Genomic DNA, 15,509 nt, shown 5'->3' with positions numbered 1-15,509 from the left:
CTCCGATCAAGACGGCTTGATCAAGCCGGAAATTCAGCCGCTGATCGAGGTGCTAGGAAGCGTTCCGCGTCCATATCGCACACTTCAATGGCTAGCCAAGGGACGTGCTGCGCAGTTACTTGTCCAAGTCGCCCGAGAGGATAGGAAAGTAAGCCATGAACTCTTGGATGAGATGCCGCTGGGGCCTGCCGCGGATTATGCTCGAAGTGCACTAGTCCATTCTCACGTACTGCCTGAGCGGGTGGAACACTTCGGACGCCTTGAGACTTGGTCAAAGAACCTGCTAGTGGGCAAGCCTGCTCATCACGTGCGCTTGTTACGCCCGTTCATCCAATGGCATATCATCCTCCGAGCTCGACGTAAGGTTCAGCGTCACCAACTCAGTTATGGTGCGGCTCAATCGACTCGGCGACGGATTAGCATTGCCTTTCAGTTTTTGGATTGGCTGGATCGGCGAGGTAGTCTCTTTGAGGAGATCACTCAGGGAGACGTCGACCGCTGGCTCGCAGAAGGTTCGACTATGCGATATCAGGTTCGATATTTTATTGGTTGGGCTGTGAGTCGGAATTTGATCGATCCGGTATTCGTGCCATGTCGCCCGCAGGGGAATCCTGAAGTCGTCCTTGATGAGTACGATCACATCCAGCAGATTCGCCGATGCGTAAGTGACAGTGGAATTCCATTGGACGTTCGTGTGGCCGGAGCACTGGTTCTTGCCTTCGGGGCCACTCTCGCTCGGATTGTTTGCTTGACTTTCGACGATCTAATTCGGGCGGATGGGGAGACTTACGTTTCTCTCGGTAAGAAGCCATTGCTTTTACCTCCGCAGCCCGCATGCCTAGTGATGGAACTCGCTGACTCTCCCCGGAATTTGTCGGTGATTGGAGCAACCGTAGGGTCGTCGCGTTGGTTGTTCCCGGGAAGGCGGGCTGGCATGCACCTTGCCGCTGGAACCCTGGCTCGGAGGTTGAAGAAATTTGGAATCACGCCTCCGGGTGCTCGCAACGCTGCTCGAATGTCCCTTGCGGCTGACCTGCCGGCACCCGTGATTGCAGAACTCTTCGGCATGCATATCAACACGGCTGTTCGGTGGGTTCGCTTCGCTAAGCGTGACTGGGCCGGGTACCTGGCCGATCGTGCAGAGGATCTGCAGAAGACAACGAAGCGTCAGCAGTAGGCGCTCTGCATTAGCGCCCGGGCGCCGTCAAGATTGTGAAAATGCTGGTCAAAGGTGGTGATCTGGGATTTCGGCACTTCTGCTCACGGGCTTCTTGATGGCTTGTGGTTGGGTCTGATGCGGGACTGCGTTTCGCGTCCCCTGTTCGCGTGTGAGCGAGACACCTGGGTTCGACTGCGCGGAGGTCAGACGGCTTTGACCACGCGCTCCAAACCCATCGACTGTCGCCGAACGAGCCCCCTGCCGTGTGACGGTGAGCTCTATCTCGGTGAGGAACGGCACCTTCGAACGGGAGGCTGGGCAACCGCTTGGGCATGCAGATCGTCCTTAATGCATGACGTCAGCAAGCCCTGCCCGGCCCTCACCTCCGCAGCACTGGCGGCACTGCGGCCACGGCACCGACCCGGTCGGCTGCCGAGGCATCCAGGTCAGTGGATTTCCCGCGTGCTTGGCCCATTTGTCCGAGACTGATCGCATTGCCTACTTCGCGGCTCTGTCGCCTGGAGCCGACGTAGACCACCGCGGTACCTCTTTCACCCCTGAACTGCTGAGCCGGCTACTTGACGCACTGGCAGCCGACCCCACCACCAACAGCCCTCACGTGGGCGACGCCCGGTTCGAGCAGGCGACCTTTTCGGGCGACGCACGGTTCTACAGCGCATTTTTCTCCGGTGAGGCCCGGTTCGAGGGGGCGACGTTCGCTGGTGTTGCCCGGTTTGGTGAGGCGACGTTCTCGGGATCCGCTCACTTCGAGGGGGCGACGTTCTCCGGGCCTGCCCGCTTCGGCCAGGCGACGTTCTCCGGCGAGACTCGGTTCAACCAGGCGACGTTCTCCAGCGGTGCTGGATTCCGTGATGCGGTCTTCTCCAGCGAGGCCCGCTTCAGCCTGACGGCGTTCTCAGGGACCGCCCAATTCAAGGGGGCGACGTTCTCAGGAGCTGCGCTGTTCGGCGGGGCAACGTTCTCTGGGCCAGCAAGGTTCAGTTCGGCCACGTTCTCTGGGACTGCGCGTTTCCGTTCGGCGACGTTCTCTGGGACCGCTGAGTTCGACCGTTCGACGTTCTCTGGGCCCGCCCAGTTTGGCACGGCCACCTTCATCCGTGACGCCGAATTTGGCGGAGCAACCTTTGAAGCCGGCGTTGGGTTCAACGAGGTGACCTTCTGCAGTGAGGCCGACTTTGGCGGGGCGAGGTTTGAAGGCGGCACCGAGTTCAAGGTGGCGGCCTTCGAAGGTATGGCGGGGTTCGCCGAGGCCACGTTCTCCGGTGACCTCAACTTCAGCGGGGCACGGTTTGAAGTGGCGCCACACTTGGGGCCGCTGATGTGCGGAAAGCGGGTGGTGTTGGACGGTGCGGTGTTCCAGCGGCCGGTGACGGTGGAGATCGGTGCCCGGCATGTGAGTTGTGCGCGCACACGGTGGGTGTCAACCGCCACTCTGCACCTGCGCTACGCCGAACTGGACCTGAGGGATGCGGTCTTGGAATATCCGATGCTGGTCGCTGCTCGCCCCGACCCTTTTGTTCGCCCTGCATCGGGTGCCCCGCTATCGGAGGCGCAGCTGTCTGGAGAGAAGCCCGGTGTGCGCCTGGCATCGGTGGGCGGGGTGGATGCCGCCTACCTGGCGCTGCACGACATCGACCTAAAGCGGTGCCGCCTGGCGGGCGCTGTGCATCTGGACCAGATGAGGGTGGACGGCTGGTGCACCTTCGCTACCACTCCCACCGGCTGGAGCCGGCGCTTCCCCTGGCGGTGGAGTCGACGCAACACGCTTACCGAAGAGCATTACTGGCGGGTGCGCACCGCCCGCCACTCCAGCTCGGCCGTCGCCCCTGGCTGGATGTTCCCGCCACAGGACGCGCCCGAGCTGAAGCCAGCGGCGGTGGCCGCCTTGTACCGGCAACTGCGCAAGTCCATCGAGGATGGTAAGAACGAACCGGACGCTGCCGACTTCTACTATGGCGAATGCGAGATGCGTCGCCATGACACTACCCGCCCCTTCGGTGAACGGGTACTCCTAACCGCCTACTGGGCACTGTCGGGCTACGGACTGCGCGCTACGCGCGCCCTGGCGTGGCTGGTGACGGCCATGGCCGCCACGATCATGGCGATGGTGCTGTGGGGTCTGCCCGTCGACGACCCGAAACTGCAGACCACCGGTCAGCAGGTGAGTGCCGGTCAGAACCTAAAACTCACCACCGACACACCCGACCCGCGCAACCCCACCGGCCCGTTGAGTGAACGGGTCACCACCGAACGGTTCGATAAGGCGGTACGGGTGGTGATCAACTCGGTGGTCTTCCGTTCTTCTGGCCAAGACTTGACCACCTTCGGCACCTACACCGAAATGCTCTCCCGCCTCACCGAACCGGTTCTCCTCGGCCTCGCGGTTCTGGCAGTCCGTAGCCGCGTCAAACGCTGACGTCCCGGACCGCACAAGGACCAGTGCGGCGGCTCGGGATGAAGCGAGCACACAGGTCAGTTCAGCTCCCAGTGGCTGTGGATCTCAGGGCCACAGCCACAGCCACATCTACTGACACCAATCTTGCGGTATCTGATTCATCAGCATCGGTGGGTCCCGACGATCCTGGTCTGAGGGCGTGCTATGACGCACCGAACTGTGTACCCCACGTAGTGGACAGACATGGAGGAGCCGGTGTGACGCAGTGTGTGAAGGACTCGCTGCCCGGGACGGTCGGCTTGCATGGTTGGTCGAGTCTGTGGCGTCGGCCTTCAAGCTGAGGCCCCTTCCACACCAAGAGCAGGGAGCTGGCGAATAGCGCACGTCAGGAATAAGTGCTCTCCGCCAGTATCCCTTCCGCCCCTCGGGCGTGAATCGGCTGGTCGGGGTGGTGGCACCGGGGTTCCGGTGTCACCACCCTCCGGCGTTTCGGGGGCGGGGCGAATCCCGGTGTGCGGCGCGGTGATCACCGGTTACGCTCCCCCGGCGCACATCGGGTGCGCACGGGGGAGGGGACATGACGGACGTGGCGCACGAGCCGGGGAAGAGCGTCAACACCGGGGCCCAGGTGCTCGCGGCGGTACTGGTGGTCGGCGGGGTCCTGGGCGGGCTGTGGGCCCATGACGAATACGTCGGGACCGGCGACGAGCGGGAACCGGCCGTGTGCCCGGCGCCGCACGACAGTCCGTCGTCCCGGCGTGTCTCCGGACCGCGGCTGTGCGCCGCCCTGAACCGTCCCGACCTGCCGTCCCTGCTCGGCACGCCGCAGGAGTACGCCGAGACCGCCGACGGCGACGAGAGCTCGTTCGACCTCGCGGGCGGCACCAGGATCACCACGCCCGAGGCGACCGTCACGCTGACGACCTACTCCGTGAGGCTCAGCGCGTCCGACGACGATCTCCCGGTCGCCGGCCTGACCGGCATCCTGGGCGCGAGGGCGGAGGAAAGAACGATTCTGGGGCACCCCGCGGTCCTGTACTCGAACCGCACCATCGCCATCCGGTTCCACGGACGCGAGGCCGACAGCGGTCCGGGCGGCATCGCCCGCGGCCTCGTCGTGGCCAGGGACCCGAAGGACGGCGGCGGCACCTTCGAGATCGCCGTCTGGCGCCAGGACGATGTGCCGCCCGACGACGCGGTCCTGCTGCGGGTGGCCGAAAAGGTGCTGCCCACGATCCCGGGCTGGGACGCCGGGTGACCGCAAGTCCCGCGGCCACCGGGGCTCGTGGCGGCGCGCCTCGGGCGCGAGCACGCGGGACGGACCGGCCGTCCGTCCTACGTGCTCATCCGTCGGCGCGCGCCCACGGCACGGACGTCAGGAGCGGCCCAGCCCGCCCATGTCCCGCGTGAAGGTCGCCGGATCGTCGTCGTAGCCGCGCACGGAGGGCCGGAACACCCAGCCGTCCTCCTCGTCACGCACGAACTCCGCGACCGTCGCCGCCGTCGCCCCGAGGACCGCACCGAAGTCGTCCTCGGCGAGCACGGTGTACCCCTCCGATATCCGCACGGCCGGATTCAGCACGTTGACGAACGTCCGGTCCTCGGTCCGCTGCTGGATGACGACACCCACCACCACGCGCGTGTAGCGGACGTCGAGTCGGCCGAGTTCGACGGTCATGACCTCGTCCCAGCCGAAGCCCTTGCCGTCCTTGCTGTCCCGGTTGAGGGAGATCGTGCCGTCGGGCGAACGGCTGTCGAAGTGCACCAGATACGCGGGCCTCCCGTACGGATCACCCGCCCCGTAGGTCGCGGCGACCAGGTCCAGATCGGTCGGCGGCTGTCCCGTCGGACTCGGGTCCCACTTCAACCCGATCTCGGCCTTGCGGATCCCCTTGCTGAAGCCGGTCACCAGGTCTCCCCTTCCCCCTGATCTCTCCATGGTCCCAACTCCTGGACAGTCGGGGCTCGTTGTCCATCGTGCCACGTACACGGCGGCATATGCGCACGCGATCTCCGCCGGAGCGTGACCGGCGCCACGCCCGGTGGCCTTACGATGGCGCGGTGCTGGTCAAGTGGATTCGCTGCACCGTGGTGGACCGCCGAGGCTTCGAGCGGGGGCAGCGAAAGTGGGCGGGGCTTCTGGGGGAGCCGGGGTTTCGTGGACAGGGCGGGGGCTGGAGCAGGCAGCGTCCCGGTGTCGCCCACGTCTTCGCCTTCTGGGAGAGCCGTGCCTTCTACGACTCCTTCATGGCCCGCTCGCACGACCGGCTCGCCGCGGCCCAGTCGGGCACCTTCAAGGACAGCCAGGTCAAGCTGTTCGAGTACCGCTTCGACGTGAAGACGGGATTCGAGCCCCGGTTCACCGACTCCGACCTGATCCGCGTGGCCCACTGCCGCATCCACGAGGAGCGCGTCGAGCACTTCACGCTGATGCAGGAGAAGGTCTGGAACCCCGCGATGGCCGGCTCGCCCGGCATGATCCGCGGCATGTTCGGCGAGGCGCCCGAGCACGAGTTCCTCGTCCTGTCGATGTGGCGGGCCGCCGCCGAGCACGGCAAGTACCGCACGGAACGCATCGAACGGCTTGCCCTGCGCGCCCAGACCGAAGCCGACGTGGCACGGCTCACGGGCGACATCGTGGACCTGGAACCCACCTGGACGGTGTGACGACCGGATCCGCGAGTTCGGCTCCGGACCCGCCGATCGTGCGCCCTATTGTGGTCTCAGGTGCAGGATTCGTGTGATCTACGCCGTATGGACCCCGTACGGCTCCGCGTACGACCGTCACCCGATCTAGGGTTTTGGCATGGCACGACCACGGCGCATCGTCCTTGTCCGGCACGGCGAGTCAACGGGCAATGTTGATGACTCCGTGTACGAGCGGGAACCCGACCATGCCCTCGCCCTCACCGCGCGTGGGTGGCAGCAGGCGGAGGAGACCGGAAAACGCGTCCGGGAGGTGTTCGGGCGCGAGCCCGTGAGCGTGTACGTCTCCCCGTACCGCCGCACCCACGAGACCCTTCGCGCCTTCCACCTCGACCCCGAGCGGATACGGGTGCGCGAGGAGCCCCGGCTGCGCGAACAGGACTGGGGCAACTGGCAGGACCGCGACGACGTACGCCTCCAGAAGGCGTACAGGGACGCGTACGGGCACTTCTTCTTCCGCTTCCCGCAGGGCGAGTCCGGCGCCGACGTGTACGACCGGGTCGGCGGCTTCCTGGAGAGCCTGTTCCGCAGCTTCGAGGCGCCCGACCACCCCCCGAACGTGCTTCTGGTCACCCACGGCCTGGCCATGCGGCTGTTCTGCATGCGCTGGTTCCACTGGACGGTCGCGGAGTTCGAGTCGCTCTCCAACCCGGACAACGCCGAGATGCGGATGCTCGTCCTCGGCGACGACGGCAGGTACACGCTCGACCGGCCCTTCGATCGCTGGCGGGACCCCGAGCCGAACTGGATCACCGGTTGACGCACCGGGCCACCGGTTAAGGTGGCAGGGCGATGACCGCTGAATCCTCATTTTCCGGGCGCCTGGACCGCGCGCTGAGCAGCCTGCGCGGACTGTCCGTGGGAGACGCGCTGGGCTCCCAGTTCTTCGTCCCGGCCAACCGCCCGCTGCTGAAGCGCCGCGAACTGCCGCCGGGTTCCTGGCAGTGGACGGACGACACGGAGATGGCCTGCTCGGTGGTCGCCGTCCTCGCCGCCCACCGGCGCATCGACCAGGACGCCCTCGCGCGCTCCTTCGCCGAGCGCCACGACTTCGACCGCGGCTACGGCCCGGCGGTCAACCGGCTGCTGCGCCTCGTCCGGGAGGGCGGCGACTGGCGCGAACTGGCGTCCGCCCTCTTCAACGGGCAGGGGTCCTGGGGCAACGGTGCCGCCATGCGGATCGCGCCGCTCGGGGCCTGGTACGCGGACGACCCGGAGCAGGCGACGCACCAGGCGGAGATCTCGGCGTACCCCACGCACCAGCACCGCGAGGCGGTGGTCGGCGCCATGGCCGTCGCCGCGGCCGCCGCGCTCGCCGCCGCCCCGGGCGGCCCGCCGAGTCCCGAGGCACTGATCGACGGCGTCGTCGCGCTGGTGCCCAGGAGCGCCGTGGGCGCGGGACTGCGACGGGCGCGGGACATGCTGGACTACGACGACGCGGGCACCGTCGCGGCCGTGCTCGGCTGCGGACGGCGCACCAGCGCCCATGACACCGTCCCCTTCGCCCTCTGGTCGGCGGCACGGGCCCTCGGCGACTACGAGACGGCGTTCTGGACGACCGCCGAGGTCGGCGGGGACGTGGACACCACCTGCGCCATCGTGGGCGGCGTACTCGCGGCGGCACGGGCGGGCGCGCCGCCGACGGCGTGGACGGACCGCACGGAGTCGCTGCCGGAGTGGGTGCACACGGCCGGCTGACGGCCCGCGGAGTGTGGTGCCGGAGGGCTTCCGCTCGACGAAGTCGGCCACGGGAGGCCGATGTTCCGGCCGGACTGAAACTCTCCGTGTCCGACGGGAACTGTGCGTGACCGCGGCGCGTTGTCCTGTCATCAGCCGTGCGACGCATGGGTGCGCATGGACCGGAGGTCAGACCGATGACAGGGGGTGGAGCGATGCCGCTGGCACTGACGCTGCTCGTGCTCGCGACCCTGATGATCGTGGTCGAGGCGCGGATGGCCGGACCGGCACCCTTGCCGTCCGTCCCCCGGGTGCGATCCGGCCATCCGCGGTCTGGTGCGGAGCCTGTCGGCTCAGCCGATCCCCGGGCCCGCCACGCCGGACAGGGCATCGAGGTCGCTCTTGCGGACCTTGATCACCAGCCAGGCCGTGGCCAGGGCGAGCACGGCCATCGCGGCCGCCGGGACGAAGGCGGTCGAGATGCCGTGCGCCAGCACCTCGTGCCCCCAGGGCCCCGGCAACTGGTGGGTCTTGGCGAACTCCGCCTTCTGCTCCGCCGTGCCGCCCGCGAGGAACTTGGGCAGCTGGTTCTTCGCCTCGTCCTTGCTGGCCGTGCCGAAGACGGTCGTCAGGATGGACAGGCCGAGCGAACCGCCCACCTGCTGCGTGGCGTTGAGCAGTCCGGACGCCGCGCCCGCCTCGTGCTGGGCCACTCCGGAGACCGCGGTGACGGTCACGGTCACGAAGTTGAGGCCCATCCCGAAACTGAACACGAGCATCGGGCCGAGGATGCCCCCGACGTAGGAGCTGTCGGGATTGATGAAGGCCTGCCAGGTGAGTCCGATCGCGGCGAGCGCCGAACCGGCCAGCATGAAGGGCTTGGGGCCGAGCGTGGGCAGGAAGCGCTGCGACAGGCCCGCGCCCACGGCGATGGCGAAGGTCACCGGCAGGAAGGCGAGACCGGCCTTGATCGCGCTGTAGCCGAGCACGTTCTGCACGAACAGCACGATGTAGAAGAACATGCCGAACATCGCCGCGGCCAGGCTCAGCATGATCACATAGGTGCCGGAGCGGTTGCGGTCGGCGAACATCTTCAGCGGGGTGATCGGCTCCTTCGCCCGCATCTCCGTGAAGACGAAGGCCACCAGCAGGACCACGGCGGCGCCGAAGGAACCGAGGGTCAGACCGTTGCTCCAGCCCTTCTCGGCGGCCCGGATGAAGCCGTAGACGAGGGCCGCCATGCCCAGCGTGGAGGTCACCGCTCCGGCGATGTCGAAGCGCCCCGGGTGCCGTTCGGACTCGCCGATGTAGAGCGGTGTCAGCACGACGATCAGCAGGCCGATCGGGACGTTGACGAAGAGCACCCAGCGCCAGTCCAGCCAGTCGGTCAGCATGCCGCCGGCGAGCAGGCCGACGGCGCCGCCGCCCGCGGACACCGCGGCGAAGACGCCGAACGCCCGGTTGCGCTCAGGGCCTTCGGGGAACGTGGTGGTGATGAGCGCCAGCGACGTCGGCGACGCGATGGCGCCGCCCACCCCCTGGAGGGCGCGCGCGGCGAGCAGTTGCCAGGGCTCCTGGGCGAGACCGCCGAGCAGCGAGGCGACCGAGAACAGCAGGATGCCGGCCATGAACACCCGGCGTCGGCCGAGGATGTCACCGGCCCGCGCGCCGAGCAGGAGCAGACCGCCGAAGGTGAGCGTGTAGGCGCTGACCACCCAGGTGAGGTCCGTCGTGCTGAACCGGAGCGCTTCTTGAATGTGCGGGAGCGCGATGTTCACAATCGTCGCGTCGAGTACCACCATGAGTTGGCAGGCCGCGATGACGGCGAGCGCGATGCCGGGATGGCCCTGTCGGCGTGCCGCTCCTGGTATGTCGTCTTTGATCAGCTGAGAGGTTGTCACTATGGGTCCCCCACAAAGGCGTTAGTGAACGCTCGCGTTCACTGTCACGCCCACCGTAGTGAGTCCCCGACAGAGAACGCAAGCGTTCACTTAAGTCCTGGCTGTGTGTCGGATTCCCCACCGATTCCGCTTGCCGAATTGCCCTGTACCGGAATCCCCGATTCCACTGCTCGCTGGAGAGACTCGATGGTTACCTCGCGCTGGACGGCCGCCCCCGCTCAGACGGCCGCTCCCCGCCGGCGCGGCGCGGTGCTCGAACGCGCGATCCTGGACGCCGCGCTGGATCAGCTCAGTACGGTCGGCTGGAACGCCCTGACCATGGAGGGTGTCGCCGCCGGCGCACAGACCGGCAAGGCCGCCGTCTATCGCCGCTGGCCCTCGAAGGAGGCGCTTGTCGCCGACGCCCTGCAGGCGGGGCTGCCGCAGATGGAAGAGGTGCCCGACCTCGGGAACGTGCGGGACGACCTCCTGGAATTGTGCCGCCAGGCGCGGGAGGCCATGTACTCGCGCCCGGGATCCGCCCTCCGCTCCATCATTCACGAATGCGACCCGTTCCAGGTCGAGCGCTTCCATAACCTGATCTTCGGCAGTGTCATCGAGCCGGTGATCGAGCTGCTCCGCGTCATCATCACCCGTGGAATAGAGCGGGGTGAGGTGCGTCCCGACGCCGCCAACGGCTATGTCTTCGACGCGATTCCGGCGATGATGATGTACCGCTCCAAGGTGTGCGCCAGCGAATGGGACGACCAGGACCTGGAGCAGATGATTGACCAGTTGATGGTCCCGCTGCTGCGGTTCGGCGCGGCCTGATTCCGGGGCCGGGAGATCCCGAGGTCGGAAGCGATGGGCGGGGTGTCGCTCGGGGATCCGGGCGGCGTACGCTAAGGGCGCCATGCTGTACGAACCACCTACTCACACTGTCGAGCGCTCCCTCAGAGCCACGACCGGAGCGAAGGTCATTGCCGGTGTCGACGAGGTGGGGCGCGGCGCCTGGGCCGGACCCGTCACCGTCTGCGCGGCGGTCACCGGCCTCCGCCGGCCGCCCGAGGGCCTCACCGACTCCAAACTCCTCACCATCAAGCGGCGTACCGAACTCGCCGGAATCCTGCGGACGTGGGTGACGGCCTACGCCCTCGGGCATGCCTCCCCCGAGGAGATCGACGGCCTGGGGATGACGGCGGCGCTCCGACTCGCGGCGAGCCGCGCTCTGGAGGCGCTGCCCGTCCGTCCCGAAGCCGTGATCCTCGACGGGAAGCACGACTACCTCGGAACACCCTGGCAGGTCCGTACGGTGATCAAGGGAGACCGCTCCTGCGTCGCCGTGGCGGCGGCGTCCGTGATCGCCAAGGTTCAGCGCGACAAAATGATGGCCGAACTGGGTATCGACCATGCAGACTTCGGTTTTGCGGACAATGCCGGGTATCCGTCACCCGTGCACAAGGCCGCGCTGGAGTTGCAGGGCCCCACCCCGTACCACCGATTGTCGTGGGCGTATCTTGATGCGCTGCCCCAGTGGCGGCACCTCAAGAAGGCCCGCAGCTGGGCGGATGGAAACGTTCCGGAGATCGAGGGCCAGCTCGGCTTCGACTTCTGACGGTTCTGTTCGCACTGATGTGCCCCCCGGCTCCGCCGGCCGCACCAATGTTTGATAAATATCAGCTCATGCCTCTCATTCCCGAGGAGCCTCAGATTCACGAGAGTGCCCAGGGTCCCCGCGCCACGCCGGCCAGTGGCCGCACCGCGCCGACCCCCCGTCCCGTACCCGGCCCCCGCCCCGCGGCTCCGTCGCGTCCCGGTCGTCCCGGGCCTCTCCGGCCCGCGTCGCCGGTGCAACGCACACCGCGTGACACGGCCGCCGCCAAGCCGGGCCCCCAGGGTCCGGCCGCTCCCGCCGCTCCTGCGGCGTCCCCCCAGATCCAGCTGATCCCCGCTTCGGCCGAGGGCGCCCTCGACGCCGCCGACGAGGCGGTGGACATGCTCCTGGAGTCGGGCCGCGCCCCCGGTGACGTACTGGTGCTCACCACCGGTACGACACACCCGTGGGCCGAGCACGAGATGTCCTTCGGCGAAGCCTCCTACTGGGCGCAGCACGACGCCGGCGACGACGTCTTCTACACGGACGCCACCGTGGCCTCCCGTGCCGCGTCCCGTCCCGTGGTCGTGGTCGCCGTCAACGGTGGTCCCGCCACCGCTGCTGCCACCGTTCTTCCGCTGGCCCATGCCAGGGCCGGTGCCCTGCTGATCGTCTGCGGCGACCCGCAGCAGATCAACTCGGTGCTGGGCACGGGCGTCTGAACCGCGCCCGGCACGTCCGGGGCACCGGGCGTGACGAGGGCGCCGCTGTCGCCGCACACGGCACAGCGGTGCTTTTGGCATGCCCGGACCAGTGGTGCTCACCGTTTCCGCGTGGCGGACGAGCGGCTCGGGGAGATGAGCGGTTGCGGCAGTCGCCGTTTCCGGTGCGGCCGGCGGGCTGCCATGTTCCAGTGGTCAGGACCCACTCGATCACGGCAGCCGGCACACGGACATGACGCACACGGCCGTCGGCACGACGCCGAACCGGCCGTCTCAGCGAGCCGCCGCCCGGCGCAGCACCTCGGAGGCGACGCCGCCCGTCAGGGGCACAGGGGGCGGGACCTCCGAGGTGGCGAAGGGCTCCGGCGTCGAGGTCGAGTGCGGACGGCGGCCGCCGCGCCCCTCGCCGAGCACCTGCCAGCCGTCGCGGGTCAGGGTGATGTACGCCCCGCAGCGCAGCCCGTGCAAGGTACAGGCGTCACGCAGCCCCCACATCCAGGCACCGTCCTCCTCCGTCCAACGCGCGTCCCCCTCACGGCAGTAGAGCAACACCGCGGTACGCACCGGGGTGCGGCGGCGCAGGTCGTGCGGGATGACCCGGCGCAGATGCGCCAGGAGCGCGTTGCGGGACTGCCAGCCGTCGGCCGACGTCTGGCGGCGCGTGAACGAGGCACTCGCCAGCAGCCGTTCCTCCGGGTCGAGGACGGCCACGACCGCGGTCGACGGTCTCGGGCGGTGCCGGGTGTGCAACCCGCTGACGACCTCACGCGGATTGCGCAGCAGCGGTATTCCGGCGGCTGCCCACTCCGCCGGTTCGAGCAGGCGACTGGCGGAAGCGGTGGACGCGGACGTGGACAACGATGCCGCCGAGGACGGAGCGAATCCGAAGGTCACGTTCCTCCCTTCGGCTACGCGCCCACACTGCGGGCGGGGTCGGATTCGGGGGAGCGCACACCGCAGCAAAGCCCAACCGGATCACGGACGAGCCGTGCGGGGAGCGGACTTCAATTCTTCCTGTCGAACTTGGATGCGGCAACGAGCAATTGAAGTCACCGCCTGCTATCTGGTGGTGCGCGGCTTATATCCCTGCTCCGGAGGGCGCCCGGTGACCGCTGGGGTGTTCCGGCACCACACATTCACACGTCACGCACGAGGTAAGGCCCCGGCGAACCGGAGGCTCAGCCCTGAACCGCCAGCACCAACGGCAGCACCCCCTGCGCGCCCGCTTTTCTGAGCAGCCTCGCCGCGACCGCCAGCGTCCAGCCGGTCTCGGTGCTGTCGTCCACGAGCAGTACGGGTCCCTGTGCTTGGACGAGGGCGTCGGCGAGGGGCGGCGGTACGGCCAGGGCGCCGTCGAGGGCCTTGAGCCGCTGGGCGCTGTTGCTGCGGGGGACCCGTACCTCGTCCCCGGCGTATTCCAGGGAGCCCAGCAGGGGCAGGCGGCCGATCTCCGCGATACGCGCGCCGAGGGACCGGATCAGGTCCGGCCGGGTCCGGGAGGGCAGGGTCACTACACCCACCGGGCGGGGCTGTCCGTCGGGAGCGCCGGGCGCCCAGCCCCCCGGCCCCTTCGCCCAGTCGGCCAGCACACCGACCACGGCCTTCGCCACGTCGTCGGGCACGGCCCCGTCGTGCGCCTGTGGTGCGAGCATCGGCCGCAGGCGGTTGCCCCAGCCGATGTCCGACAGCCGCCCCAACGCGCGCCCGGGGGCCGCTTGTTCGGAGGGGGAGATGCGTCCCTTGAGGTCGATGCCGATGGCAGGCAGCCCTGTCGGCCACATGCGCCGCGGCTCCACCTCCACGCCCGCGCGCCCCAGATCGACACGCGCGGCGTCCAGCGCGGCCCCCGAGGTGTCCGCGGTGAAGCGGGCGCCCGCGCAGTTGTCGCAGCGGCCGCAGGGCTTGGCGCCCTCGTCGTCCAGCTGCCGTTGCAGATATTCCATCCGGCAGCCCGTGGTGGACGCGTACTCGCGCATGGCCTGCTGCTCGGCCTTCCGCTGTCGCGCCACCCAGTCGTAGCGTTCGGCGTCATAGGTCCACGGGCGGCCCGTGGCGATCCAGCCGCCCTTGACCCTCTTGACCGCCCCGTCCACGTCGAGGACCTTCAGCATCGTTTCCAGCCGGGAGCGGCGCAGTTCGACCAGGGGCTCAAGGGCCGGCAGCGACAGGGGGCGGTCCGCACCGGCGAGGACGTCCAGCGTGCGGCGCACCAGTTCCTCGGACGGGAAGGCCAGCGACGCGAAGTACTCCCAGATCGCCTCGTCCTCCTTGCCCGGCAGCAGCAGCACCTCGGCGTGCTCGACACCGCGGCCCGCGCGGCCGACCTGCTGGTAGTAGGCGATGGGGGAGGACGGCGAGCCGAGGTGGACCACGAAGCCCAGGTCCGGCTTGTCGAAGCCCATCCCGAGCGCGGACGTGGCCACCAGCGCCTTGACCCGGTTGGCGAGGAGATCGTCCTCCGCCTGCTGACGCTCGGTGTTCTCCGTCTTCCCCGTGTACGAGGCGACGGCGTGGCCGCGCTGGCGGAGGAAGGCGGTCACCTCCTCGGCGGTGGCCACGGTGAGTGTGTAGATGATGCCCGAGCCCGGCAGGTCGTCGAGGTGATCGGCCAGCCAGGCCATCCGGTGCGCCGCGTCCGGCAGGCGAAGCACACCGAGCGTCAGGCTCTCCCGGTCGAGGGGGCCGCGCAGCACCAGGGCGTCGGACCCGCCCCCGGTGCCGAGCTGTTCCGCGACGTCGGCGGTCACGCGGGCGTTGGCCGTGGCGGTGGTGGCCAGGACGGGCACGCCGGGCGGGAGGTCGGCGAGCATGGTGCGCAGCCGCCGGTAGTCGGGCCGGAAGTCGTGGCCCCAGTCGGAGATGCAGTGCGCCTCGTCCACCACGAGCAGCCCGGTCGCGGCGGACAGCTTGGGCAGTACCTGGTCGCGGAAGTCGGGGTTGTTGAGACGCTCCGGACTCACGAGCAGGACGTCGACCTCACCCGACGCGATCTCGTCCTGGACGGCGTCCCACTCCTCCGTGTTCGCCGAATTGATCGTGCGGGCGTGGATGCCGGCCCGCGCCGCGGCGTCCACCTGGTTGCGCATGAGGGCGAGGAGCGGGGAGACGATCACGGTTGGGCCGCTGCCCCGGGCCCGCAGCAGCGAGGTCGCCACGAAGTACACGGCGGACTTGCCCCACCCCGTCCGCTGCACCACCAGGGCTCTGCGGCCGTCGGCGACCAGTGCCTCGATCGCGCGCCACTGGTCCTCGCGCAGCCGGGCCGTGCCCGTGGTGTCCCCGACGAGACGGGCCAGGACGGTGTCGGCCTGCGCCCGGAGATCCGCGTTGCTCGTGTGCTCCATGCGTCCATACA

12 protein-coding genes are annotated in these 15,509 nt (G+C 68.5%); 8 read left to right on the top strand and 4 right to left on the bottom strand.

The annotated features are described in order from the left end of the window. Positions 1-1,778: 1,778 nt before the first annotated feature. The gene (locus AB0F77_RS24145; RefSeq protein WP_361952263.1) at positions 1,779-3,596 is read left to right on the top strand and encodes a pentapeptide repeat-containing protein; all 1,818 of its coding nucleotides are present in this window, start codon (positions 1,779-1,781) and stop codon (positions 3,594-3,596) included. 556 nt (positions 3,597-4,152) lie between these two features. Then, positions 4,153-4,833, top strand: coding sequence for a DUF6215 domain-containing protein (locus tag AB0F77_RS24140; protein ID WP_361952261.1), 681 nt, complete (start codon positions 4,153-4,155; stop codon positions 4,831-4,833). A gap of 117 nt (positions 4,834-4,950) precedes the next feature. On the opposite strand, the gene AB0F77_RS24135 is transcribed toward AB0F77_RS24140, so the two are convergent. Then, positions 4,951-5,484 (bottom strand): TerD family protein, encoded by a 534-nt coding sequence (locus tag AB0F77_RS24135; protein ID WP_361952424.1) that lies wholly within the window; start codon positions 5,482-5,484, stop codon positions 4,951-4,953. Positions 5,485-5,636: 152 nt separating this feature from the next. Here AB0F77_RS24135 and AB0F77_RS24130 point away from each other — a divergent pair, with 152 nt between their 5' ends. The 3 genes from AB0F77_RS24130 to AB0F77_RS24120 all read left to right on the top strand — a co-directional run bounded on the left by AB0F77_RS24130 (position 5,637) and on the right by AB0F77_RS24120 (position 7,979). Then, positions 5,637-6,242 (top strand): YdbC family protein, encoded by a 606-nt coding sequence (locus AB0F77_RS24130; protein ID WP_361952258.1) that lies wholly within the window; start codon positions 5,637-5,639, stop codon positions 6,240-6,242. A 139-nt stretch (positions 6,243-6,381) separates the two neighbouring features. Next, positions 6,382-7,041 carry a histidine phosphatase family protein gene (locus tag AB0F77_RS24125; RefSeq protein WP_361952255.1) on the top strand — a complete coding sequence of 220 codons (660 nt, stop codon included), beginning with the start codon at positions 6,382-6,384 and terminating at the stop codon, positions 7,039-7,041. 32 nt (positions 7,042-7,073) lie between these two features. Beyond that, on the top strand, positions 7,074-7,979 hold the full coding sequence (locus tag AB0F77_RS24120; RefSeq protein WP_361952252.1) for an ADP-ribosylglycohydrolase family protein: 906 nt from the start codon (positions 7,074-7,076) through the stop codon (positions 7,977-7,979). A 332-nt stretch (positions 7,980-8,311) separates the two neighbouring features. On the opposite strand, the gene AB0F77_RS24115 is transcribed toward AB0F77_RS24120, so the two are convergent. Further along, positions 8,312-9,859, bottom strand: coding sequence for an MFS transporter (locus tag AB0F77_RS24115; protein WP_361952249.1), 1,548 nt, complete (start codon positions 9,857-9,859; stop codon positions 8,312-8,314). Between the two features lie 186 nt (positions 9,860-10,045). On the opposite strand from AB0F77_RS24115, the gene AB0F77_RS24110 reads away from it, so the two are divergent. The 3 genes from AB0F77_RS24110 (at position 10,046) to AB0F77_RS24100 (ending at position 12,154) form a co-directional block, all read left to right on the top strand. After that, positions 10,046-10,669 carry a TetR/AcrR family transcriptional regulator gene (locus AB0F77_RS24110; protein WP_361952246.1) on the top strand — a complete coding sequence of 208 codons (624 nt, stop codon included), beginning with the start codon at positions 10,046-10,048 and terminating at the stop codon, positions 10,667-10,669. An 82-nt stretch (positions 10,670-10,751) separates the two neighbouring features. Further along, a complete protein-coding gene (locus AB0F77_RS24105) occupies positions 10,752-11,453 on the top strand; it encodes a ribonuclease HII (protein WP_361952243.1) in 702 nt (233 codons plus the stop codon). Between the two features lie 68 nt (positions 11,454-11,521). Beyond that, a complete protein-coding gene (locus AB0F77_RS24100) occupies positions 11,522-12,154 on the top strand; it encodes a hypothetical protein (RefSeq protein WP_361952240.1) in 633 nt (210 codons plus the stop codon). A 273-nt stretch (positions 12,155-12,427) separates the two neighbouring features. Here the strand turns inward: AB0F77_RS24100 and AB0F77_RS24095 are convergent, their stop codons facing one another. Together AB0F77_RS24095 and AB0F77_RS24090 are read right to left on the bottom strand one after the other, a co-directional pair. Further along, positions 12,428-13,048, bottom strand: a complete 621-nt coding sequence (locus AB0F77_RS24095) for a hypothetical protein (RefSeq protein ID WP_361952237.1) — start codon at positions 13,046-13,048, stop codon at positions 12,428-12,430. A gap of 284 nt (positions 13,049-13,332) precedes the next feature. Then, positions 13,333-15,498: a RecQ family ATP-dependent DNA helicase gene (locus AB0F77_RS24090; protein ID WP_361952234.1), complete on the bottom strand. Its 2,166-nt coding sequence runs from the start codon at positions 15,496-15,498 to the stop codon at positions 13,333-13,335. Positions 15,499-15,509: the final 11 nt, after the last annotated feature.

The sequence above is a fragment of the Streptomyces sp. NPDC026672 genome (assembly GCF_040638185.1).
GTDB lineage: Bacteria > Actinomycetota > Actinomycetes > Streptomycetales > Streptomycetaceae > Streptomyces.
This window is presented reverse-complemented; position numbering and strand designations above follow the sequence as displayed.

Bases quoted from the DNA above. Each gene is read 5' to 3' on its own strand.
- AB0F77_RS24140 (WP_361952261.1), top strand. From the start codon at position 4,153: ATGACGGACGTGGCGCACGAGCCGGGGAAGAGCGTCAACACCGGGGCC.
- AB0F77_RS24125 (WP_361952255.1), top strand. From the start codon at position 6,382: ATGGCACGACCACGGCGCATCGTCCTTGTCCGGCACGGCGAGTCAACG.
- AB0F77_RS24120 (WP_361952252.1), top strand. From the start codon at position 7,074: ATGACCGCTGAATCCTCATTTTCCGGGCGCCTGGACCGCGCGCTGAGC.
- AB0F77_RS24110 (WP_361952246.1), top strand. From the start codon at position 10,046: ATGGTTACCTCGCGCTGGACGGCCGCCCCCGCTCAGACGGCCGCTCCC.
- AB0F77_RS24105 (WP_361952243.1), top strand. From the start codon at position 10,752: ATGCTGTACGAACCACCTACTCACACTGTCGAGCGCTCCCTCAGAGCC.
- AB0F77_RS24100 (WP_361952240.1), top strand. From the start codon at position 11,522: ATGCCTCTCATTCCCGAGGAGCCTCAGATTCACGAGAGTGCCCAGGGT.
- AB0F77_RS24090 (WP_361952234.1), bottom strand. From the start codon at position 15,498: ATGGAGCACACGAGCAACGCGGATCTCCGGGCGCAGGCCGACACCGTC.